24 protein-coding genes and 1 other annotated feature are annotated in these 23,344 nt (G+C 40.5%); of the genes, 18 read left to right on the top strand and 6 right to left on the bottom strand.

Features of this window, described 5'->3' with window-relative positions:
• Nucleotides 1–46 precede the first annotated feature (46 nt).
• Complete coding sequence (locus AYR53_RS06540) at nucleotides 47–325, bottom strand: GNAT family N-acetyltransferase (protein ID WP_068222997.1); 279 nt, start codon at nucleotides 323–325, stop codon at nucleotides 47–49.
• A gap of 147 nt (nucleotides 326–472) precedes the next feature.
• Here AYR53_RS06540 and AYR53_RS06545 point away from each other — a divergent pair, with 147 nt between their 5' ends.
• The 9 genes from AYR53_RS06545 (at nucleotide 473) to AYR53_RS06585 (ending at nucleotide 10,146) form a co-directional block, all read left to right on the top strand.
• Complete coding sequence (locus AYR53_RS06545; RefSeq protein ID WP_178378338.1) at nucleotides 473–1,012, top strand: dCTP deaminase/dUTPase family protein; 540 nt, start codon at nucleotides 473–475, stop codon at nucleotides 1,010–1,012.
• A 292-nt stretch (nucleotides 1,013–1,304) separates the two neighbouring features.
• Nucleotides 1,305–2,675, top strand: a complete 1,371-nt coding sequence (radA, locus tag AYR53_RS06550) for a DNA repair protein RadA (protein ID WP_068223000.1) — start codon at nucleotides 1,305–1,307, stop codon at nucleotides 2,673–2,675.
• Nucleotides 2,676–2,764: 89 nt separating this feature from the next.
• On the top strand, nucleotides 2,765–3,901 hold the full coding sequence (locus AYR53_RS06555; RefSeq protein ID WP_068223002.1) for a PIN/TRAM domain-containing protein: 1,137 nt from the start codon (nucleotides 2,765–2,767) through the stop codon (nucleotides 3,899–3,901).
• A gap of 123 nt (nucleotides 3,902–4,024) precedes the next feature.
• Complete coding sequence (gltX, locus tag AYR53_RS06560; protein ID WP_068223005.1) at nucleotides 4,025–5,515, top strand: glutamate--tRNA ligase; 1,491 nt, start codon at nucleotides 4,025–4,027, stop codon at nucleotides 5,513–5,515.
• A gap of 566 nt (nucleotides 5,516–6,081) precedes the next feature.
• Nucleotides 6,082–7,491 (top strand): cysteine--tRNA ligase, encoded by a 1,410-nt coding sequence (gene cysS / locus AYR53_RS06565; RefSeq protein WP_068281089.1) that lies wholly within the window; start codon nucleotides 6,082–6,084, stop codon nucleotides 7,489–7,491.
• Nucleotides 7,491–7,916 carry a Mini-ribonuclease 3 gene (locus AYR53_RS06570; RefSeq protein WP_068223014.1) on the top strand — a complete coding sequence of 142 codons (426 nt, stop codon included), beginning with the start codon at nucleotides 7,491–7,493 and terminating at the stop codon, nucleotides 7,914–7,916. The genes cysS and AYR53_RS06570 overlap by 1 nt, the downstream gene beginning before the upstream one ends.
• Nucleotides 7,894–8,694 (top strand): 23S rRNA (guanosine(2251)-2'-O)-methyltransferase RlmB, encoded by an 801-nt coding sequence (gene rlmB, locus AYR53_RS06575; protein ID WP_068223017.1) that lies wholly within the window; start codon nucleotides 7,894–7,896, stop codon nucleotides 8,692–8,694. The genes AYR53_RS06570 and rlmB overlap by 23 nt, the downstream gene beginning before the upstream one ends.
• Entirely contained in the window at nucleotides 8,691–9,224 is a 534-nt protein-coding gene (locus tag AYR53_RS06580) for an NYN domain-containing protein (RefSeq protein ID WP_068223020.1), read from the top strand. The genes rlmB and AYR53_RS06580 overlap by 4 nt, the downstream gene beginning before the upstream one ends.
• 349 nt (nucleotides 9,225–9,573) lie before the next feature.
• The gene (locus AYR53_RS06585) at nucleotides 9,574–10,146 is read left to right on the top strand and encodes an RNA polymerase sigma factor (RefSeq protein ID WP_068223023.1); all 573 of its coding nucleotides are present in this window, start codon (nucleotides 9,574–9,576) and stop codon (nucleotides 10,144–10,146) included.
• 165 nt (nucleotides 10,147–10,311) lie between these two features.
• Here AYR53_RS06585 and AYR53_RS06590 read toward each other — a convergent pair whose 3' ends face one another.
• The 5 genes from AYR53_RS06590 to AYR53_RS06610 form a co-directional block, all read right to left on the bottom strand.
• A complete protein-coding gene (locus AYR53_RS06590) occupies nucleotides 10,312–11,583 on the bottom strand; it encodes an ISL3 family transposase (protein WP_068279055.1) in 1,272 nt (423 codons plus the stop codon).
• 294 nt (nucleotides 11,584–11,877) lie between these two features.
• Nucleotides 11,878–12,858, bottom strand: a complete 981-nt coding sequence (locus AYR53_RS06595) for a polyprenyl synthetase family protein (protein WP_068223025.1) — start codon at nucleotides 12,856–12,858, stop codon at nucleotides 11,878–11,880.
• Entirely contained in the window at nucleotides 12,845–13,465 is a 621-nt protein-coding gene (locus AYR53_RS06600) for a Gx transporter family protein (RefSeq protein ID WP_068223028.1), read from the bottom strand. The genes AYR53_RS06595 and AYR53_RS06600 overlap by 14 nt, the downstream gene beginning before the upstream one ends.
• A 13-nt stretch (nucleotides 13,466–13,478) precedes the next feature.
• Entirely contained in the window at nucleotides 13,479–13,883 is a 405-nt protein-coding gene (locus AYR53_RS06605) for a NusG domain II-containing protein (RefSeq protein WP_068226184.1), read from the bottom strand.
• A 144-nt stretch (nucleotides 13,884–14,027) separates the two neighbouring features.
• The gene (locus AYR53_RS06610; protein WP_068223030.1) at nucleotides 14,028–15,998 is read right to left on the bottom strand and encodes an NAD(P)/FAD-dependent oxidoreductase; all 1,971 of its coding nucleotides are present in this window, start codon (nucleotides 15,996–15,998) and stop codon (nucleotides 14,028–14,030) included.
• Between the two features lie 833 nt (nucleotides 15,999–16,831).
• Here AYR53_RS06610 and AYR53_RS06615 point away from each other — a divergent pair.
• The 9 genes from AYR53_RS06615 (at nucleotide 16,832) to rplL (ending at nucleotide 23,276) form a co-directional block, all read left to right on the top strand.
• Complete coding sequence (locus AYR53_RS06615) at nucleotides 16,832–17,809, top strand: UbiA family prenyltransferase (protein WP_068223034.1); 978 nt, start codon at nucleotides 16,832–16,834, stop codon at nucleotides 17,807–17,809.
• Between the two features lie 221 nt (nucleotides 17,810–18,030).
• Nucleotides 18,031–18,180, top strand: coding sequence for a 50S ribosomal protein L33 (rpmG, locus tag AYR53_RS13300; RefSeq protein WP_075168922.1), 150 nt, complete (start codon nucleotides 18,031–18,033; stop codon nucleotides 18,178–18,180).
• Between the two features lie 8 nt (nucleotides 18,181–18,188).
• Nucleotides 18,189–18,371, top strand: a complete 183-nt coding sequence (gene secE, locus AYR53_RS06620; RefSeq protein WP_068223036.1) for a preprotein translocase subunit SecE — start codon at nucleotides 18,189–18,191, stop codon at nucleotides 18,369–18,371.
• 236 nt (nucleotides 18,372–18,607) lie between these two features.
• Nucleotides 18,608–19,159 carry a transcription termination/antitermination protein NusG gene (gene nusG, locus AYR53_RS06625; protein ID WP_068223037.1) on the top strand — a complete coding sequence of 184 codons (552 nt, stop codon included), beginning with the start codon at nucleotides 18,608–18,610 and terminating at the stop codon, nucleotides 19,157–19,159.
• 140 nt (nucleotides 19,160–19,299) lie between these two features.
• Entirely contained in the window at nucleotides 19,300–20,262 is a 963-nt protein-coding gene (locus AYR53_RS06630; RefSeq protein ID WP_068223040.1) for an alpha/beta hydrolase, read from the top strand.
• 148 nt (nucleotides 20,263–20,410) lie between these two features.
• A complete protein-coding gene (rplK, locus tag AYR53_RS06635) occupies nucleotides 20,411–20,836 on the top strand; it encodes a 50S ribosomal protein L11 (protein WP_068223043.1) in 426 nt (141 codons plus the stop codon).
• Between the two features lie 165 nt (nucleotides 20,837–21,001).
• Entirely contained in the window at nucleotides 21,002–21,700 is a 699-nt protein-coding gene (gene rplA, locus AYR53_RS06640) for a 50S ribosomal protein L1 (RefSeq protein ID WP_068223045.1), read from the top strand.
• A 344-nt stretch (nucleotides 21,701–22,044) separates the two neighbouring features.
• Nucleotides 22,045–22,190 (top strand) — a sequence feature (ribosomal protein L10 leader region).
• A 51-nt stretch (nucleotides 22,191–22,241) separates the two neighbouring features.
• Entirely contained in the window at nucleotides 22,242–22,754 is a 513-nt protein-coding gene (gene rplJ, locus AYR53_RS06645) for a 50S ribosomal protein L10 (RefSeq protein WP_068223048.1), read from the top strand.
• 153 nt (nucleotides 22,755–22,907) lie between these two features.
• Nucleotides 22,908–23,276 carry a 50S ribosomal protein L7/L12 gene (gene rplL, locus AYR53_RS06650; RefSeq protein ID WP_068223052.1) on the top strand — a complete coding sequence of 123 codons (369 nt, stop codon included), beginning with the start codon at nucleotides 22,908–22,910 and terminating at the stop codon, nucleotides 23,274–23,276.
• Nucleotides 23,277–23,344: the final 68 nt, after the last annotated feature.

Raw genomic sequence — 23,344 nt, forward strand, 5'->3', positions numbered from 1 at the left:
CATTATTCTAGTACAATTAAGGCTAATAGTAAACTTCGAATACTTGCTATTTGGCGAGTAGTCCTTGATATTCCGGCTTGCGTTGGAAGAAGGATTTAGCGTAAGAACAGATTGGCATAATTTTAACGTTACTGGCCTGTGCACGTTGAATAACAGCCTTAACTAATTGACTAGCGATTCCTTCTCCACGGTGATCATCGCGGACAAAGGTGTGATCAATAGCGTAGACAGTCCCATCGTGTAATTCTTGAAAAGTAATTTCAGCAATTAAGCGACCAGCAGCATCATTTTTAAAGTAACGTCCAGGTTCATATTGAAATCCCATTGTGGTCAGCCTCGCTTTCTATTTCTAACTTCAGTTTAAAAGATTCGCACGTTAAAGGCAAGAAAGGGTTTACATAAATTGGCAATCAAGGAATCAAAAAAACATGCTATGATAGAACAAGTTTTTAAAATTGAGGGAGCGATTAAAGTGAAAAAACGTGGATTTGGAATTGTAGAACGGTATCAAGGACAAGGGCTAACCTTACCCAAACGATCAACTAAACAGGCGGCGGGCTATGACTTTGCTGCGGCAGAAGATTTTGCTTTACCAAGTATTTGGAAAAGTGGTTTTGTGAAATTATTTTGGCAGCTCAAGCATGGAACGCCGTTAAAGGATGAAGATTACGTGCAGGCAAATAAAGTTTTAAAGCCCCGCTTAGTTCCTACAGGCATTAAGGCCTACATGCAAGAGGATGAGGTCTTAATCTTGGCCAATCGTTCAAGCAATCCGTTAAAACGCGGTTTGATTTTACCCAATGGTGTTGGCGTAATTGATGCCGATTACTACAATAATGATCAAAACGAAGGTGAAATCTTCTTCCAACTAGTTAATTTAGGGGTACGCGATTTAGTGATAAAAAAAGGTGAGCGGATTGGTCAGGGAATTTTCATGCCTTACCTTAAAAGTGATCAGGATGATGGTGGGACTGCAGAACGGCTTGGTGGCTTTGGTTCATCAGGACGCTAAAGTAGCAGGCAAAACTCGGTCCTACGCCGTATTAAGCTTATTTAATTTATGGTAAACTAAGATGTATTTAAAAATTATTTTTATACGTAAATTTAATGACCATTTTAGTGCAAAAATAGTTAAAAATGTTGCTACTTAGGTTTGATAGCGTCATTAAGTAAGTTATCCGTTTTTGATTTTTTAACCAAGCGACTAGTTGATTCTCGTTGCTGATTAAGCTAATGCGGTGAAAGCTGGGCTTTTTTAAATAATTTCTAAATGAAGAAGATAAGTACTAGAAAGGGGCTATTTTGTGACAAAACAAAAAACACAATATGTTTGCCAGAGCTGTGGTTATATTTCACCACGCTTTTTAGGCCGTTGCCCAAACTGTGGGGCCTGGAATCAGATGGTTGAAGAGTTAGTTGCGGCTAAAAAACCGGTAGCCAATGCTCAGACTAATTTGGCGGGCAAGGTGTCTAAGCCGGAATTAATGAATCAAGTTAACATTGAAAAAGAACCACGTGTTAAGACAAAAATGGTTGAATTAAATCGAGTACTGGGTGGCGGAATCGTTCCTGGTTCTTTAGTGCTGGTTGGTGGTGATCCGGGGATTGGTAAATCAACCTTGTTACTCCAAGTTTCTGGTCAATTAAGTGAGTTAGGCGAGCGAGTGCTTTACGTTTCCGGTGAAGAGAGTGCCTCGCAAATTAAAATGCGTGCTGGACGACTAGGTGTCTCTGGGCAAGGACTTTATTTATACCCGGAAACAGATATGGTCAGTATCAAACAACAGATTAATGAGCTGAAGCCGGCCTACGTCATTATTGATTCAATTCAAACCATGCAAGAGCCGGAATTAAGCTCGGTTGTGGGCAGTGTTTCGCAAGTTCGTGAAGTAACCGCTGAATTGATGAAATTGGCCAAGCAGAATCAAATTACGATTTTTATTGTTGGACACGTGACTAAAGATGGGTCAATTGCGGGTCCGAAAATACTGGAACACATGGTTGACACAGTTTTGTACTTTGAAGGCGATCGGAACCGAACTTTCCGAATTTTACGGGCGGTTAAAAATCGCTTTGGTTCAACTAACGAAATTGGTATTTTTGAGATGCATAACGGTGGTCTACATGAAGTTAAAAACCCCTCGGAGATCTTTCTTGAGGAACGCTTGGAAGGAGCTACCGGCTCAGCGGTGGTTGTATCGTTAGAGGGAACGCGGCCGATTCTAGTTGAAATTCAGGCGTTAGTGACACCAACAGTTTTTGGTAATGCAAAGCGGACTACTACGGGGCTGGACCATAACCGAGCGGCCCTAATTATGGCAGTGCTAGAGAAGCGAGCAAACCTAATGTTGCAGAATCAGGATGCTTATTTAAAGGCCGCTGGTGGCGTTAAGCTTGATGAGCCGGCAATTGACTTAGCAATTGCGGTTAGTGTTGCTTCCTCATACCGCGACAAGGAAACGAGACCGACGGATTGTTTTATTGGTGAAATTGGTTTGACTGGGGAGATTCGGAGCGTTAATCGAATTGAACAGCGAATTAAGGAAGCGGCTAAACTTGGTTTTAAGCGTGCTTTTGTACCACGCAATAATATGAAGGATGTTGAAGTTCCTAAGTCAATTCAGATTATTACTGTCACGACAATTGCGGAGGCTTTAAAAAAAGCATTTAGTTAGAGCAACTTGGCTAATTTTAATTGTACTGTAACAGCCGAGTGATTCTAGCAAAAATAGTTTTGGAACACACCTTGGAAAGGAGGAATATTATGCGTAAACGAATTGTAACTATTTTATTAGTTTTAATTGGTGCCTCACTAGGAGCAACCGCGCTACCAATTTTATGGCAAATAACTGGTCTGGTCCAAGTTCATTATTTAAATAACGTAGTAACTGACCTATTAATCGGGGCAGTACTGTTTTACCTGCTATCATTCGCAATTACTGGACCAATCGTTCGTTTAGCTGATCAATTTTTTAAACGAACGGAGAACTTTATTAGCAAACAGTCGCCAGTTTATGTTTTATTTGGCAGTATTTCGACGATTATTGGCCTAATTTTGGCCAACATTATTTCGATTCCATTATACCGAATGAACTTTTTTGTGTTTAACACGGTGGCACCAATTATTATCATGTTAGTTTTAGGCTACCTAGGTTTTCGGGTTGGGACGACCCGGACTGAGGATTGGCGTAAGCTATTTCAGTCACGGGGAAAGAAGCAGGTCATTGAATCTCCGGATGATAAGGTCTTGGAGCGTAAGGTTGATGACAACTTTCATAAGTACAAAATTTTGGATACAAGTGTCATAATTGATGGCCGGATTTATGAGATTGCCAAAACAGGTTTTCTTGAGGGCACTTTGTTAATTCCAAATTTTGTGCTGCATGAACTGCAGCTAATTGCTGATTCGGCTGATTCGCTGAAACGTGCCAAAGGTCGGCGGGGATTAGATATTTTAAATGATCTTCAAAAGACCGATGCGATGCCGGTTGAAATGTATGATGGTGATTTTGAGGATCTAACTGAGGTTGATGGTAAGCTGATTAAATTGGCCAAATTATTGGATGCCATTGTGGTAACCAATGATTTCAACCTTAATAAAGTGAGTGAATTTCAAAATGTTCCGGTTTTGAATATTAATGAGTTGGCGAACACATTAAAACCAGTAGTCATTCCTGGTGATGGGATGACCGTTACGGTTGTTAAATCAGGAACCGAGCGCCAACAAGGAGTTGCCTATTTGGATGACGGAACCATGATTGTTGTTGAGGATGGTCAATTCTACATGAATAAAAAGTTGGCGGTTATTGTGACTAGCGCTTTACAAACGGCGGCTGGGCGAATGATCTTTGCTAGGCCAGCACACGCACAAAAAGGGATCCGCGAAAAGAACAAGGACTAGGCCTTATTTCCCGGGAAATAAGGAACTGGTACCTTTACAAGTAACTAACTAAACAGGTACAATAAAAGGGCAATTGCGGCCAGAATATGGGATCGCAAAATTAAAAAAGAGGCGGGAATTAAATTGGCAGACAAACAAATTCGCGTGCGGTATGCACCGAGTCCGACAGGCCACTTACACATCGGTAATGCTCGAACAGCATTATTCAACTATCTTTTTGCACGACATAATAACGGGAAGTTTATTATTCGGATTGAAGACACGGATACAAAACGGAACGTTGAGGGTGGCGAAAAGAGTCAGCTAACGATGCTAAAATGGCTTGGGATTGATTGGGATGAAGGTCCTGACAAACCAGGTGATGTTGGCCCATACCGGCAATCAGAACGTAAAGAGATTTACCTACCATTGATTCAGGATTTACTTGATCGTGGTTTGGCCTATGAATCTTACATTACTGAGGATGAACTAAAGGAACAACGTGAGGCTCAAAAAGCACGCAAAGAAATGCCGCACTATGAAGATGAATATGCAGGTTTAAGCGCTGAAGAAAAGCAGGCTAAGATTGATGCTGCTAAGGCCAAAGGGGTTAAGCCAGTTGTTCGTTTTCACGTTCCTGTTCATAAGAAATACGAATTTGAGGATATGGTTAAAGGTCACATTGAATTTGACTCCGATTCCATTGGTGGCGATTTCGTCATTTTAAAGCGTGATGGCATGCCAACTTATAACTTTGCTGTTGTCGTGGATGATCATTTGATGAAAATTAGTCACGTTTTGCGTGGGGACGACCATATTGCCAATACACCAAAACAATTAATGATTTACGAAGCCTTTAACTGGGAACCACCAGTTTTTGGTCACATGACCTTAATTATTAATACGTTAACTGGTAAAAAGCTATCTAAACGTGATGAATCAACCTTACAATTTATTGAACAATACCGTGAATTGGGTTATTTACCAGAAGGTATGTTTAACTTTATTACTTTACTTGGCTGGTCACCAGTTGGGGAAGACGAGATTTTTACCCAAAAACAATTAATTAAGATGTTTGACCCTAATCGTTTAAGTCGCTCACCAGCTAAATTTGATGCTAAGAAGTTAGAGTGGGTTAACAATCAGTACATGAAGAAAACTGATGATAGCCGGGTAACGGACCTAGTCTTGTACCAATTAATTAAGGCTGGTCGTTTACCAGAAAATCCGGATACAAAGACGATTGAATGGGCACGGATGCTTACTAGTTTGTACCACGACCAGATGAGTTATGCGGCTCAGGTTGTTGAAGAATCAGATGTTTTCTTCACTGAACCACCGGCACTTGATGATGATGCTAAAAAAGAATTAGCGGTTGAATCAGCGCCAACTGTTTTACAGCACTTTGCAAAATTGGTTAAGGAAATCAAAATTTTTGATGCCACTGAGATTAACAACGTTATTCAATCAGTTCGTAAGGAGACTGGCGTAAAGGGACGGCAATTGTACATGCCAATTCGGATTGCCACAACGCGTGAAATGCACGGACCCCAGATTGCTGAATCCATTGAATTACTTGGGCGTGAGAAAACGTTACACCATTTAGAAGTAACGTTGAAGGAATTGACCAACTAAAATACTGATAATTTCAGTGATTGATAAGAAAGTGGGACAAAAGTTAGTTTTGGGTTTACTGCGTAACGTAGGCTAATCCAATAACCTTACTATGGTTATTAGATTGGCTGTAGTTAGGCACGTGAAACCAGACTTTTTGGCGCACAGTAATACTCGGAAAGAATAAGAGGTTGGGGTAAATCCCAACCTCTTATTCTTTATTACAGAGACTAAAAAATGTGCTTGGTGAGCTGCTACGAGATGCTTTTTGCTAATGATTTTCTAGCTAATTTAGCGAGAATTTATTTTGAAAGGTGACTTGTCAACACGAGTAACAAGTGTTCAGAGGTCCAAGGTTCTATAAAGTAAAGGACTATTGGCCTTCCGACGACCACTTTACAATAATGGTTGGCAGCAAGGTTCATAAAGAACCTTTTTATGGTCATGTTTGCTGAATGGAATTCCGAATCTGAATACATTTTCAAACACTGACTGAGAAATAATTGGCATCAAGCAGGACACCTAGTATGATAAGGGTATAGTTATTTTAATTGCTAACGCAGTCGTTAAAAGGGGGAACAACCTAAATGATTAAAGTTTTTAATACTTTAACGCGTGAAAAAGAAATTTTTAAATCAATTCAACCACATCAAATTAATATGTATGTTTGTGGGCCAACCGTTTACAATTACATTCACATTGGTAATGCTCGTTCTGCGGTTGCCTTTGATACAATTCGTCGTTATTTTGAATACCGTGGTTATAAAGTTAATTACGTCTCTAATTTTACCGATGTGGACGATAAAATGATTAAACAGGCCAAGAAAGATGGGATCACCGTACCGGAATTGGCGGATAAATTTATCGCTGCTTTTATGAAGGATACTAAAGCGTTAAATATTGAACCGGCCACTCTTCATCCACGGGCAACGGAAAATATTAAGTCAATTATTGCTTTCATTGAAGTCTTAATTGCTAAAGACTATGCGTACGAAACAGCCGGCGATGTTTATTACCGGGCACGAAAATTTAAGCATTACGGCGCGCTTTCTGATCAAAATATTGATGAGTTAGAACAAGGTGCCAGTGAACACGTTAATGATGAAGAAACCGCGCGTAAGGAAGATCCAGTCGATTTTGCTTTATGGAAAGCAGCAAAGACTGACGAGATTTCGTGGCAATCACCTTGGGGAGCGGGTCGTCCGGGCTGGCACATTGAGTGTTCAGTAATGGCTACTAAGTATTTAGGCGAGACGATTGATATTCATGGTGGTGGTCAGGATTTAGAATTCCCCCACCACGAAAATGAAATTGCCCAAAGTGAGGCCAAAACGGGCAAGAAATTTGCCAATTATTGGATGCACAATGGGTTTGTAACAATTGGTGACGATGACGAAAAAATGAGTAAGTCGCTGGGAAATTTTGTGACCGTTCATGATTTAATTCAAAAGGTCGACCCCCAAGTTTTACGCTTTTTTATGGCAACAACTCAATATCGGCGGCCGATTCGTTACAGTGATAGCACCGTTAGTGAGGCCGCTAATAATCTGACCAAACTGCGCAACGCCTTCAATAATTTAAATTATCGTTTCAAGGACGCTACTGAAGGCGATATGGCCCAGTCGGTGGCCAAACAACTCAAAGAGTTAGAGACTAAGTTTATTACCGAAATGGATGATGATTTTAACGTCCAAAATGGGATGACGACTGTTTATGAATTGGCCAAATTAATAAATGTTTACGCTGAACAGGATCAAGTGACTAAGGCAACCTTGATGCAGTTACGGGATGCGTTTACTTCTTGGCTGCAGATTTTTGGTGTGCATTTTAAGGCCGTAGGTTTATTAGATGCCGAGGTAGAACAACTTATTAAGGATCGAAATACAGCCCGGGCCAACAAAGATTATGCGCGCAGTGATGAAATACGTGATGAATTAAAAGAACAAGGAATTGCGCTGGAAGATACGGCGCAAGGAACTCGTTGGCGGAGGATATAATGGATAATCAAACGGACTATAATCAGTTAAATGGGATTGCCTTAGCGTACGTTGGGGATGCAATCTATGAAGTATATATTCGGCGGCGTTTGCTAAGTCTTGGTTTTACTAAACCAACTCATTTACAGCATCAGGCAACCCACTACGTTTCGGCCAAGGCACAAGCGGCCTTGATTAGTTTGATGTTGGAACAAAAAGAACTAACTGATGAAGAGTTAACTTTTTATAAACGTGGACGTAACGCGAATAGTCATACTCACGCCAAAAATACGCGGGTAACTACTTACCGCATTTCAACTGGCTTTGAAGCGGTCATGGGTTACCTCTTCTTAAGTGAACAAAAGAAACGCCAGGATCAATTAATTAGCTGGTGTATTCAACAAGTCGAAGGGGGTAAAACACGTGAAACCAGAACAAACGTCTAAAACGACACGGACGCCACAAACGGACGCCAGTGATTTTGTTATCGGCCGGCACGCTGCGGCCGAAACACTTAAAACTGAAGGGGCCAAGCGGGTTAACAAAATATTTTTGCAAGAAGGTATGAAGGCTGATGCGCTTTATGATCTACAAAAATTGGCCAAGAATCTTCGCATTCCTGTTCAGTTGGCACCTAAAAATAAACTAGATACTTTAAGTGATCGGGGCAATCATCAGGGGGTTGTTTTAGCAATTTCGCCGTTTGCCTACGCCACAATTGATGATCTTTTTGCAAAGGCAGAGGAAAAGAAACAACCGCCATTTTTCTTAATGTTGGATAATATTGAGGATCCTCATAATTTAGGCTCCATTATGCGAACGGCCGATGCAGTTGGCGTTCACGGAATTATCATTCCAAAACACCGGGCAGTCGGTTTAACTAGTACTGTAGCCAAAACTTCTACTGGCGCAATTGAGCACATTCCAGTTGTCCGGACGACCAACTTGGTTAATACCGCTAAAGAATTGAAACAGCGGGGAATGTGGTTATTTGGGACGGATATGGCTGGCACTGATTACCGTAAGTGGAATGCGAAAGGGGCAATCACGATTGTCATTGGCAACGAAGGTAAGGGAATTTCGCCATTACTAAAGAAAGAAATGGATGAAATTGTTACTATTCCAATGATTGGCCACGTTCAAAGCCTTAATGCCAGTGTGGCCAGTGCGTTGTTGCTTTACCGAGCATTTGACGTCAAACAGGTTGCTGGTGAACTGTCATGATGCATGAAATTCTGATTGTCGATGGCTACAATGTCATTGGCAATTGGCCTGAGTTAGCTAAGTTGAAACAAGACGATCATTTGGCGGATGCTCGTGATCAATTATTGGCCCAGTTGGCAGAGTACCGTAAGTACGAAGAAGCACGGATTATCATAGTTTTTGATGCGATGTACGTTCGTGGAATTACTCAGCGTTACGATCAGTATAACTTAGAAATCGTTTGGACCAAAGAAGACCAAACGGCCGATAGTTACATTGAAAAAATTGCTGGTGAATTGAATAATCGTTTGACCCAAGTTACGGTTGTCACCAGTGATCAGGCTGAGCAATGGACAGTTTTCTCACGGGGTGCGATTCGTATTTCTTCTCCAGAATTCAAGAAAGTGATTCAACAAACCAAATCCGCAATTCTGCGGGACGCCCAACACTATCAAGATGTTGCACTGCGCCGGCGCTCGCCCTGGAATAACCAGCAGCTATTTCGTTTGGAAAAGTTACGGGACAAGTTGTCGGACCATAAAGCAGAATGAGCACGGAAAACTAAGGTTTGAACTTACCAAATTTTAGCTTAGGCCAACTGATAATGAAGGTGAGTTGCCATTTATTTCGAACACATGAATCTAAATACTTGCTAGCTGAGTCGAGTAACGGTGTTTTTTCAAACCCGATTACACTAAATTGGTCAGGAAAATATTGGCATAAATTATTTTAAGGTTGGTTCTAGATGCGCCTAATTAGCGATTATGTTTCGTAGTGAGTATAGCGTCTAACTATTACTGAATTAATGGCCAAAATTGGCCAAATTAAACGTCTGTTCGCTTGTGAAACGCTTTCTCGATTGCTATTCTAAAGACATGCTTTCGTTCGTCTGGTATGCTTATGACCAGCTTAGACGATGTTATTCGAGTAGCCGCCAGTGGCAATTCTGACGCTTTAGAATGGCTCTTTCAAAAATATTTACCATTATTAAAGTCTTTACAGCACCGCTATTATTTACGACTTTACGACTATGACGATTGGTGTCAAGAGGCGCGCCTTATTTGTTATCATTCGGCGCAACAGTATGATCATAACAGCCACCTTAGTTTTGGGCGTTTTTATCAAATGCAATTACAGCACCACATCATTAATTTAATTAGACGTCAGTTGGCGCAAAAGCGGCAGGTTGATCGGTTACAAATTCCAGTAGAGCAGGTTGATTTAGAAAATGCCTACTTAAAAAAGTCATTATTGCGGCCGTTACCTAGTGATTGGGCGGCGATAAATTGTGATTTAATGCAGTATTGGCAGAGCTTATCGCAATTTGAGCAGCGTGTTATGTTATTGGTGCTAGAATCAACTGAGCTTTCCGCGATCGCCAAGCAGATAGCCTGTACAGAAAGTCAGGCAAATTGTGCAATTGCGCGTTGCCGGACCAAATTACGCCGCTATTTGTATCAAGGAAGTAGTTGAGTCCAGAATTTATCTTTTCAAATGGTTTACACTAAATCAGCTAGAAAATGTTAGAAAAAATTTTTTCTAGCTATGGCCGACTACCAATCTTATTTAATTAATTTAATCATAGTTAAACTGGCTCTTCGTCAACTGTTGTTGGTGAATCCATATTTCGAGTTCTAATCACTTCGTGATTAGGGCTCTTTTTGTTTTGATTTTGAAAACGTATAGTACTCGAGTTCTAAACCTCCAGAAGCTGCGATAGCCAAAACTGGCTCGTTTGATCGCCTTGATTTTATTATTAGAACCTTCCAAAGGACCATTTGAATAGTGTGTGGTAAAGGTGTTACGAATCTCATCATGATGGCTTTCAAGTGTTTTAATCGTGTTCTTCATTTCTTCAGAATACGTTTTGTTATTCCAAAATGCCGCATTGTAGTTATGCCAATCTTGATGTTGGACAGCTGACCGGACGCTGTTTAAGACTTGATAAGTTTGTTCTAGTTCTGAATCCAACGATAACAGCTGATGGACAACATCGGTGGCAGCCATCCAGTAAGGAAAATTAGTCCACTTTTTGAATTGTTCAAAGTTAAGCTGTTCAGTTGGTACTAACAACAGCTTCCAGTAGCGCTTAAGGGCGTGAAATTCGCGAGAAGACGGGGTAAACTTCTTCATCACCTTGATTCTGGTTTTGTTAAACGCCCGATTTAGGGCGTTGATAATATGAAACTTGTCCATGACCACCATGGCATTGGGGAACACGGTCTGCACAAGCTTGGGGTAGGTATAATTCATATCAGTCACAATAATTTTGACGTTTTCTCGGGCAGCTTGATCGAAGCGGTAAAAATACTTCTCTAGTTTATTGATGGTTCGATAAGGGAGTAAGTCGATTAATTCATGGGTTTCGCCATTCATGAACTCAAAGCTCATGGCACCAGTAGCGCTCTTGGTACTCTTCACCTCATCCATTAAGATGATCTCTGGTAAATAGTGCCAATTGGTTTGAAAGTCTCGTTCAGCGCGCATTAACTGGCGGCCCACAAATGAATCTGATGCCGATACTTCATTGGCAATGTGCTTCAAAGAGACCGGTTCACCGAGCTTCTCTAGGCATTCTTTGCGGCTGGTGTTTGAAATTGTACAGTGTTTCGGAACTGCCAATGTTTGTGCAAGAAAGTTGCCGTGACATTCTTTACAGTGGAAATAGCGGCGCTTTAAGGCTAAGATGACGGTGTTGCTCAGAACCTTCGAGAATCTGATAGTGGTATTGCGCCAGCCGTAGTTAATAATCTTTTGATCATTGATAATCCCGCACTTGGGACAAGCCTTCGGCGTGTAATCCAAGTGGCCAGTTAAGCGAATAACCCCGTCTTCTCCAGTTTCACCGTCAGTAATTTTTAGGTTCTCGTCAGCTATTCCTAATAATAATTTTGTAGTATCATGACACATAGGGCATTTCCTTCTTTCTGAAAAATCTTCGTGGTGGTTGACTTGGATGAACGGACAGGAAATGTCCGCTTTTTTATTCTAGCCATAAATAAAAAATCTGTCATCAGTAATAGATGAAAATCTATTACCAACAACAGATATTGTAGAACCGTTAAACTAAAAGCGATCAACACCGGAAATAGGGTGTTGATCGCTTTTTGGCATACGATACTAAAAACGACTAACGTGAAGTTGAATTCTCAAGATCGGAAAAGGGCCAAATCCTGAGTTTGCTTCACATTAGTCGTTTTAGTTTTAGAACTGGCGCTGTAACAATTGTTTTGTTAAGCGTAACAAGCTTGCTTTAGCCGGTATATCAGGTAATTTATTTAAGCCTTTCAATGCTTTGTCCGTGTAACTAGCGGCCAAAGCGTGGGCCTTTTCAAGTCCAGAATATTGTGTCACTAATTTTGTGACAACATCAATGTCTGCCGCAGTCATGTTAGCCCGTTTTTCAAGGTAAGGAATAAATTCACCTTGGTGCTGATCTAGAGCTAATAGTAGGGGCGCAGAGTAGACACCCTGGCGAACGTCCTCTAATACTGGCTTGCCAAGTGTGGCGGTTGATTGGCTATAATCCAGTAGGTCATCCATGATCTGAAAAGCCATTCCAATGTTAAGACCAATCTTTTGACATTGGCGGGAAAAGCTAAGGCTGTTACCACTTTCATAAGCTCCAACAAAACAAGCTAAACCAAAAAGTTGGGCCGTTTTACCTTGGATTTGCTTAAGGTAGTCATCAATGGTCATTTCATAATTGTAGCGCATTCGCTTTTGGCTTAATTCGCCGTTCAAAATTTTTTCCATACCTTGGGCATTTTGACGGATACTGCGAAGGTCACTTGTGTGGTTCGCTAATAGTTGAAAACAAATCACAAATAGATAATCACCGGCGTAGACCGCGACATCCTGACCAAAGCGGGCCTGGATAGTTGCAATATTACGTCTTGTTAGTGCACGATCGACAACGTCATCATGAATTAGCGTGGCAGTGTGCAGGGTTTCAATTGAGGCGGCCAACGCAACCATTTTTTTATCGTCGACTGGCTTAAATTGACTGAATAATAAACAATAAGCTGGCCGTAATAATTTGCCACCGGAATTAATCATATCAAGAATTGCTTCAGTAACTGCTCGATCATCAGTATGAATATGTTTTTTCATTAAGGCTAGTACGGCAGTTAAATTTGGTACCAGTTCAGGGTATTGCTGCCACATGGGGTTAATTTTCGTCATAGTGGGACTCCTTTTGCGCGTGTGTATTTAAGCAGTGGTGCTGCCGTTTCTGGTGGGGACGTCGTGTTTGTTTTAGGTGTTGATAATTATCTTTTAAATAATTTAGCGTTGTAACGTGTTCAAATAAATAATTTGCGGCAATGCCAATTGCAACGCCCGCTAAAATTCCGATAAACGAAAGCACAGGTAAGTAGAGCATTACCGTCCAACTTTGCGCAATTAGGCTAGCCACTAGTAACTGCCCAACGTTATAAAGTAGGCCACCAGTTGCTGAAATACCAATAATACTAACGCGTGTTGGTCCCAATTGTTTTACAAGCAACATACCAAAATAACTGAAGATTGCACCACTTATACTGTAGAGAAAGGTGGATAAAGTGCCACCTAATATTGCGGTTAAAATGAGCCGCATCCATAGTAATAGAAAACTATCATTAAATGACATGGTGAATAATGAAACGATAGTGATTAAGTTGGCCAAGCCTAGTTTAGCGCCAGGTGCGAATGAAAAAGGAAATGGAATCATTCGTTCTAGTAAACCAATAACGACCCCCTGGGCGACTAAAAGGGCGATATAAACGTACTTTGCAATTTTAGGTTGTGTCATTTTTTGACCTCGATCATTCTGTGACCAAACCGCCCTGAGTTGTTGAACCCTGATTAGTTTTGATCTCAACCAGTAATTTATGGGGAAGACAGACAATTGTTTGTCCAGATTTACTTATCCAGCCACGCTTTACGCAAATTTGATCACTACAATTAGCATCAGTGATGGCAACCTTATCATTCTTAAATACGATTTTATTATAATCACCATTCGCGGCCCGGTAGGTATAAGTTGTTGTTCCGCGGTGGTTAGTTAGTTTTAATTTGTAAATTTGTTTGCCATCATGACTGACAACGGCCGTTTTAACTGGGATGTTGGCGGCGGCAGTATTTCGTTCATGAATTGAAAAAATCGCCAATGGTGTAAACGATAGGATAATCAGGAACACAATAATAATAATGTCCCAAGGTCTAAGCATATTTAAATATTTTTTCGACAAATTTCGTTTCTTACTTGCCAAATCGCCACTTCCAGCCCGTTGAGTTTCATTTCATAAAAAGAATGGTCCTAGGCTAAAGAATACCCTAGAACCATTCTTCCTGCAATGACTACTTGACTAATACTATTTTTGTGGACCGTTGTAGAGCGGTTTGAGATCGCCATACCACCAGTGACCCAAATGCTTTTGTAACCACGGAACAACCCAGTAATCTAAACCAAATGATCGTCCGGAACCGTTCATCAAGGCTAAGGCAACGAAAGGCATCCAAATATTAACCCAGTAGAACATACCTGAAAGGCAGAAGACAGCAACTAAACCAATAGTGGCCGCGTTAGCTAACCAAGTAAATAAACCGAAGAGAATACAAAATGCAATCCCAATTTCAACAATGGTCATAAATTCCTGCATAAATAAAGCAGTTGATTTATTTGGCATGAAGAACTTCGTAATGCTTTCATACCATTTTGGTAAATGCTTGAAGACCATCATTGGTTGCTTACCATAGTCATATGATAAACTGAAAAATTCTTTGGGTGTTGCAGGTGTTGTAGAAGCAGCAGCCTTAACAGCAGTTTTAGCAGTTGAAGCGGCCTGTGAAGCACCAGTAGTTGTTGATGAGGCAACACTGCTAACAACCTTTTTGGCTGCAGAACTAGCAGATGAAGCACCACTAGTAGCGGCTGAAGCAACCTTAGGATATAACCAAGTAAATGGTAGCCGTAACTTGCCGCTAAACCAAGAGCCTGAACCTTGAACCTTTGACCAACAATCAACTAACCACATTGCGGCGTAGAAGATTCGTAAAGGAACACTCCATAAAACGTTACCGTAACGTGAAATGTGACCCCAGAATGGTGTCCGGCCATTACGATTACGGAAGAATTCATGCATACTGTACTGGTAGAGATAGTAACCAGCAAAGGTTTCAATGAAGTAAAGTAAGTTGATCAAATGTTTCATGATTGTTGCAAACCAACCACTTAAATGAATGTGCTTGAAGACAACGGCCACACTATAATGCGAACCGATTGAAATGACTGAACCAGAATAGCTAGATTTCATAGCCTTTGGTGTTGTGCCATTAACAGCGGCAACAATGCTTTCGGCCGCTGCATTACCAGTTTGTTCAGCTGCTTCAACAAGCTGTGGTGTACCGCGATCACCTTCATTGGTGTTTAACGATAAATCACCGGCAACATAAGTGTTCTTGTATTGATTTGATTGCATATATTTGTTGGTGATTAACCGACCGGCACGGCCAGTTTCCATATTGTAATCACTAGTATCAGTATTAGCTTTCAAACCAGCAGTCCAAACAACCGTCTTCGTTGGAATATGGGTGCCATCTTTCAAAGTCATGTCATCAGGGCTAACTTCAGTAATTGGAGCCGCAGTCTTAACGTCGACGCCTTTACGTTGCATATATTTCAAAGCAAGGTCAGCGTCAGGACGATCAAACATGTTTAAAATCGTTGGAACAGCTTCATCCAAAATTAAAGTGATTTCTTTTGGATCAAGATGGTTTTCTTTGGCCAAAATAGGGCGCCAATCAATTAATTCACCCATTGTTTCAACACCAGTGGCACCACCACCAACGACAACGAAGGTTAACAATGCCTTACGTTTGGCCGGATCATGTTCAATTGCACCTTGAGCAACAGATTTTTCAAAATGCTCCTTTAAGGCAACTGCGTCTTCCAATGACCAGAGCATATGGCCATATTTCTTAACGCCAGGTGTACCGAAATCATTTGGTTCGGCACCCATTGCCAAAATAAGGTAATCAAATGAGTATGAACCGTGTTCTGTTGTAACAACGTTCTTATCGTGATCAACGTTAGTAACGTTATCAGTCACGAGTGAAACGTTCTTTCTATGTGCAAACAAGCGGCCGAGGTCGTACTGGACTGCTTCTTTTGGTACACGATCGGTTGCAACTTCATGCAACTCAGTCATATACGTCATGTAAGAATGGCGGTCAATCAGTGTGATTTGTACGTCGGCATTCTTCTTGAATCGTTTTGCTAAGCGTCTCGTTGCAGCAACGCCGGCAAAGCCAGCACCTACAACGACAACATTTTTCTTAGCCATATTAACACTTCCTAAAGTATAGAATAATAAATTCACAAATAAATAAGTTCATGACTATTGTCAAATAAATTATACAGAAAAGAAAACGCTTTGTCCATGCCATTTACAAAAAAATGAAACGTTTCCTTTTGTGATTTAATGCGTTTTTAGTTTATTCATAGAATTAACTTAAAAATAGCACTAATTGTTTGGTTTGTCACATATTAAAAAACGCTTCGAAACTAGCTTTTGCGAAAAGTTGCATTAAAGTTAACTTAAACTTGTTAAAGCAGTGTTGTCGCTACTAGTAAACTTGTAGTTTTTTATTTTTTTAATCAAAAAATAGGTAATTTATTGGTTGGTTGTGTAATTCTTAATTTCAATTTAGAAACCAAATATTTTTTTGAGGTATTTTTCATAAGATTATTTTTTTAAGGTCACTTGATAGTCATTGATGTTTTTATTCTGACTACTTTGCGTAAATCAGTGTTGCTAGATTTACGCGAAGTAGTTTAAACAAAGTTAGTCGTTAGAATTTTTGCGAATAGGTCGATTGTGTATTTTTATAATTAGGTTGGTTGGAGTAGCAATGGATTGAACTCCCAACGTATTAGTCAGATAAATACTATTAAAGCCTTTTTCAAACATGGTCTAGTTTTAAATTGTGGTTGCGTACTTGATCCGGCTATGGTGTAATTAAAAAGGTCAGCCGGTTGTTAGTACGAATTTGCATGGTAATGTATTTCTTGGTGTGTGGTTAGTGCCGCTTAGCCTTTTCTCAATAGTGGTCGAGCTGGCATACTTATTTAATTAATCTTAAAGAACTTTTTTACTGACATAGAGGAGACGTATTTATGGAAGCAACAGAAACAAAACCAATGACGTTTAAGCTCTTTTTAGAATTTATTCGTTTTAACGCTAAGACGGCGAGTGCAATTCCGTTCTTAATTGGATTGCTGTACAGCATTTATTATTTTCAGGAGGTTAATTGGTTAAGTTCCCTGATTTATTTTGTTGCGCAAATGTCAATTGCTTTTTTTGTCACCGGCTTTAATAACGTCCAGGATTATAAATTGGCGGTAGACAAGACTTACCGTGATACGGATAATATTATTGGGCGGGAACACCTATCACCTAAGCACGCACTGCATTTAATGCTTTTTTTTCTGGCGCTTTCTTGCTGTTTAGGTGTTTGGCTAGTATTTCGAACGAATCTATTGATGCTATTTATGGGCGCCATTGGGATTGGGGTTACGATCTTTTATACATACGGTCCAATGCCGTTTTCTCGCTTTCCATTAGGCGAAATTTTAGCGGGTTGTGCCGAGGGCTTTGGCGTTTTCTTCTTAACGGCTTACATCAACGTTGCCCCAACAACCTTAATGGGCTTGTTTGTTAACTGGCCTGAGTTTCAATTAAAAGGGAATTTACTGTCACTATTTATTCTTGTACTGGTTGGTTTGCCCAGTATTTTGGCGGATTCGAACATTATGTTTGCCGATAATATTTGTGATCTTGAGCAAGATCAGCGTAATCATCGCTATACATTACCGTATTACCTTGGTAAAAAAAGGTCGTTAAAACTTTATCCCTTGGTAATTTTAAGTTGTTATGTGACGGCCTCTTTGGCCATTATTTTGGGCCTGTTGCCACCAGAAGAATTAATTATTTTTCTGGTTTTGCCTAAAATCATTCAAAATATTCGGACTTTTGAACGAGTTCAAATTAAAAAAACAACTTTTGAAACAGCAATCCATAATTTAATATTATTTCATAGTATGCAAATTATTGCGCTGGCCATTGCAATTGTACGAACGCAATTATTGAAGTAGGTCTTGTTTGACTATCGAATGCTGACATGCTAGAGTAAATGTGCATATCTTATCAGAGCGTGATTGGTGAATTCTACAGTAGTTATGGCTTATTGCTAGTAGCGTTACACAAGGTAAGTAAGGTGAAGTGTGTAGTGTAACTGGATGCTTTTTCTGACACATTTATTGGATTGGTTAGAAAATGTTCGGTTCTAAACGCGTTTTGAGTGGGAGAAATTTGAATGTCACAAATAAAAATAACTTTGGCGTGCAGTATCTGCGGCTCACGGAATTACCAAGTATCCATGAGCCAGCAGCATATGGCGCGGTTAACTCTGAATAAGTACTGTAAACATTGCAATAAACAGACGTTGCATCAAGAAACGAGGTAAATACGACAATGAGATTAATTCATTTTTTTGGTGATGTTGGGCGGGAAATGAAGGCTGTAAGTTGGCCGACGCGAAAAGAATTACGCCATGATACTGGAACAGTAGTTGGAATGACTGTATTTTTTGCAGCCTTCTTTGCTGTTGTTGATAACGGCCTACAGTGGCTTTTAAATTTATTAGTTTCTAAATAGGCTTAAACTTGATTAAAAGAATAATTATTCTTAGCTAAGCTACTATTACCTTAGTATTTGCGTATGAATTTTGGGTAAATAGTTTTAGTTCAGGATTTATTTAAGCTTACTTGTTTATTTTTAAGTAGGCAAAGTGATAAAATTTTGCTATAATGAATTTACGCGTTACTAAAACTTCGCTAGGCGAGGTTTTTTTATTTTGTTAAAAAAGTCATTCAGATAAAGGAGAAACTAGCATGTCAGAAACAGAGTCAGCATCAAAGCAATGGTACGTTTTGCACACTTATTCCGGTTACGAAAATAAGGTCAAAAGTAACATTGAATCCCGGGCCCAATCAATGGGGATGGAGGATAATATCTTCCGCGTTGTCGTACCTGAACAAGAATCACATGAGATCAAGGATGGTAAGGACAAAGTAACGATGCAGAAGGAATTTCCAGGCTATGTGTTGGTCGAAATGGTTATGACCGACCAGGCTTGGTTCATTGTTCGAAATACACCGGGTGTGACTGGTTTTGTTGGCAGCCACGGTTCTGGTAGTAAGCCAGCGCCACTTTTACCTGATGAAGTTGAACGGATTTTACGCCAGCTTGGCATGAGCGCCCGGCACAGCAACGTCGATTTCGAAGTTGGTGACGTCGTAACGATCGTTGACGGCGCTTTTGCTAAATTGACGGGTAAGATTACGGAAGTTGATAAAGAAAAATTAAAATTAAAAGTTAACATTGATATGTTTGGCCGCGAGACAAGTACTGAACTTGATTACGATCAGGCTGATAAGATCTAAGCTTTTTAAATAAAATGTTTTATAATGAAGTTGGTGCAAAATTTATTTTGTTCCAGCTTTTTTATTAGCAAATATAAGACTAAAAACGTGTGAAAATGATTGTCGTTGGCACATTTTAATTTTGGTGGTGATGAATTATAGTGCAACTCATTATTCTATTAGTGGTCATTCTTTTCGGGGCAGTCCTACTTGTTCTGGCCGATCAATTACACCAGCTGGCTTTACCGAAATACCGGTTACCTGCGCCAAAACAGCTAAAACAAGCACTGGGCTTTACCCGAACGCCAACGATTTTCATTCATGGTTTTCATGGTAATCGTTTTTCTTTTGGGCGTATGTTGGCCCGTTTTAATCGGCAGGGGATCGCGCAAAAGGCCTTAGTAATTCGAGTTAGTTCGGCAGGTCGCGTAAGTGTGCGCGGAAAATTGCCAACTGCTGTAGCCAATCCAACAATTCAACTTTTATTTAGTGATAATGGCGCTTCATTAAAAAAGCAGAGTGATTGGCTGCGCCTTGTGTTGGCCCAGCTTAAACAGAATTACCATGTTGAACAAGTGAATCTAGTTGGTCATTCGATGGGGGCGGTCAGCCTATTTCGTTATTTATTGGCCGCAGGTGGAGATGAGGATCAGCCGACTATTAAAAAGGTGATCACGCTGGCGGGCCCGTTTAATGATTTAGACGTTGGCGAAGATGGGGCCCAGGTTTTTTCTTACGAGTTACGTGGGGATGGGCCAGTTGCTAAGACGCCAGTCTATCAAGCCTTTGAAAAAAACATGTCCTACCTGCCAACTGGAGTTGCTTGGCTAAACATTGCCGGTGATTTATTAGATGGTAGTGATAGCGACGGTTCAGTCTCGGTTGATAGCGCGTTATCGCTGCGTTTTCTACTGGATAAACGAATTGGCCGTTATCGCGAGAGCTTGATTACCGGATTGAAGGCGGCTCATTACCGTTTACATGAAAATCCGCAGGTTGATCAAGCAATTTGTCATTTTCTGTGGCCTGTGAAACGAATAAAGGTGACTAGGGATAAAACTGGCCGCATTGATCACGCGACTTATCAGCGGCTTTTACGTTCTGATTTAGTCTCATTGACGTAGATGATTGTTTGATATTAGCGTTGCTTCTAGCTTAATGGCATGCTATACTGTTTTGGTGCGACCAGTCTTATTTTGGCTGCACGTTAAGTGGGAGGCTAAATATACTAGCCAAAATGACCACATCACGGACTTAAGGAGGTTATGTCTCGTGGCTAAAAACGTTGTTAACGTTGTAAAATTACAGATTCCTGCCGGTAAAGCAACTCCGGCTCCACCAGTTGGTCCAGCATTAGGACAAGCAGGTATTAACATTATGGGCTTCACTAAGGAATTTAACGCACGCACTGCTGATCAAGCAGGCATGTTAATTCCAGTTGTGATCAGTGTTTATGAAGATCGTTCATTCGATTTCGTAACTAAGACCCCACCTGCTGCTGTTTTGCTTAAAAAGGCTGCTGGTGTTGAACACGGTTCTGGCGAACCAAACACGAAAAAGGTCGCTGAAGTTTCTAAAGACCAAGTACGTGAAATCGCTACAACAAAAATGCAAGACCTAAACGCGTCAGATGTTGAATCTGCTATGCGCATGGTTGAAGGTACAGCACGTTCAATGGGCTTTACTGTTAAAGACTAAAGAGTACCGTAAAAGATGCTTAGATTGGTTATAAAATACTAATCAATAGTTCTTAAAACGGGTCCTAATTAAAAACGTACATGTGCGGATTTTCAATGAAAATTGGCTAATCAAGTGGAAGGGATACGCTCCCAGTGACCACATTTGCAAGGAGGAAAAACACAAATGGCTAAAAAGAGTAAAAAGTATACAGCAGCTTTGGAACAAGTTGATATTAACAAAAACTATGACGTAAAAGACGCCGTAGCACTTGTTAAAAAGGTTGACTTTGCCAAGTTCGACGCAACTGTCGAAGTTGCTTATCGTTTAAACGTTGATCCTAAACAAGCTGATCAACAAATTCGTGGTGCCGTTGTTTTACCAAATGGTACTGGTAAAACACAAAAGGTAATCGTCTTTGCCCAAGGCCCACAAGCCGAAGCTGCAAAGGCTGCCGGTGCTGATATTGTCGGTGCCGAGGATCTTGTTAAAAAGATCCAAGACGGCTGGTTAGATTTCGACGTTGCCGTTGCAACACCACCAATGATGGCTCAAGTAGGTCGTCTTGGCCGTGTCTTAGGACCTAAAGGCTTAATGCCTAACCCTAAGACTGGTACTGTAACAATGGACGTAACAAAAGCAGTTAATGACATCAAGGCAGGCCAAGTTGCTTACCGGGTTGACAAAGCTGGAATTGTTCACGCACCAATTGGTAAGGTATCATTTGCTGATGACAAATTATTAGAGAACTTCCAGACATTGCAAGATACAATTATTAAGGCACGTCCCGCTTCAACTAAGGGTACTTATATCCAAAGCTTAGCAGTCACTTCAACTTTTGGACCTGGTGTCCACGTTGATCTTGGTTCTTTTGCTAAGGCTTAATTAAAACTGTTATGAAAATAGAGTTGCGACAAATTCACTTTTGTTGTAACTCTTTTTTATTGTTAATGTGAAATAAAAGGTAGTTTTTGATGATAAAATAAGGCCGGGACAAAAATCCTAGCCTTTTATTATTTCCGAGTATTGCTTTAGAACGTGAACCCAGACTTTTGTCCCACTCTGGGTTGGTATTTTTCTTGATTAGTTTCGGGTTAATTTTATAAAAGGTGCTGAAACAACACGCCTTTCAAAACATTCTTACGGTCAATTCTGGAATATAAGCGTCTTTTACTGAACTTCTTTTCAAAACTAAATTTGACCGGATGACTGGAATATGCTATATTTATAAACGGTTATTATTTCTACCTAAGACTCAGGTGTTTACCTTAAATGCTTATTTATAAGCGGCCCGCCGAGGAGAAAGTTTGTACGGTTTTTAGCAGACTCTCAATCGGCGTTGTGTCCTTAGGCACAGCGTTTTTTATTTAGGAGAAAGCCCCTGGTGGCATTTGGTCACCAAATAATTTCAGGAGGTGAAATACTCGTGAGTGAAGCAGTTATTGCTCAAAAAGCAAAAGTTGTTGATACAGTTACTGATCGCTTTAAAAATGCGGCTTCGGCCGTTATCGTTGATTCTCGTGGCTTAACAGTTGCGCAAGATACTGAGTTACGTAAGCAATTACGTGATGCAGATGTTGAATTACACGTTATCAAAAACACGATTTTACGTCGTGCGGCTGATAAAGCAGGTTTTGAAGGTTTGGATGATACCTTTGTTGGTCCTACAGCAGTTGCCTTTTCAAATGAAGACGTTGTTGCCCCAGCCCGGATCATTGCTAAGTTTGCCGAAACAGCCGACGCTTTGGAAATCAAAGGCGGTTTAATCGAAGGTAAAGTTGCTAGCTTAGACCAAATCACTGATTTGTCCAAGTTACCAGATCGCGATGGCTTATTATCAATGTTGCTTTCTGTCTTACAAGCTCCAGTTCGCAACGTTGCTTACGCAGTTAAAGCAGTTGCTGACGCAAAGCCTGAAGACGGCGCTGATGCTGAATAAAATATTGTTAGGTTAACTGACAATTAGTTTTACGGAAGGATGCTGCTGAACCCAGGCACTTTTTTGCTGGAGTTCAGGTAGTCATCCTCCGAAAATCCAAAGCTTTTGTTAAAAATAAAAGCTAATCAATTATTCCTGAGGAGGAAAACGAACATGGCATTAGATACAGATGCAATCGTTGCACAATTAAAAGACGCAACAATCCTTGAATTAAACGACTTAGTTAAAGCAATTGAAGACGAATTTGGTGTTAGCGCTGCTGCTCCAGTAGCTGCTGCAGGTGCTGCTGGCGGAGACACTGCTGCTGCACAAACTGAATTTGACGTTGAACTTACTTCTGGTGGTTCAGCTAAGATCAAAGCAATCAAAGCAGTTCGTGAAATCACGGGTGCTGGTTTGAAAGACGCTAAAGATATGGTTGATAACGCTCCTACAGTTATCAAAGAAGGCGTTTCTGAAGACGAAGCTAACGAACTTAAGGCTAAGCTTGAAGAAGCCGGCGCTGAAGTTACCGTTAAATAATAAATTAACATTTATTTGAAGGAGACCAAATACGTCTAACTTTGATTGCGATAAGTGATTTAAAAGTT

This window comes from Loigolactobacillus backii, from assembly GCF_001663675.1.
GTDB lineage: Bacteria > Bacillota > Bacilli > Lactobacillales > Lactobacillaceae > Loigolactobacillus > Loigolactobacillus backii.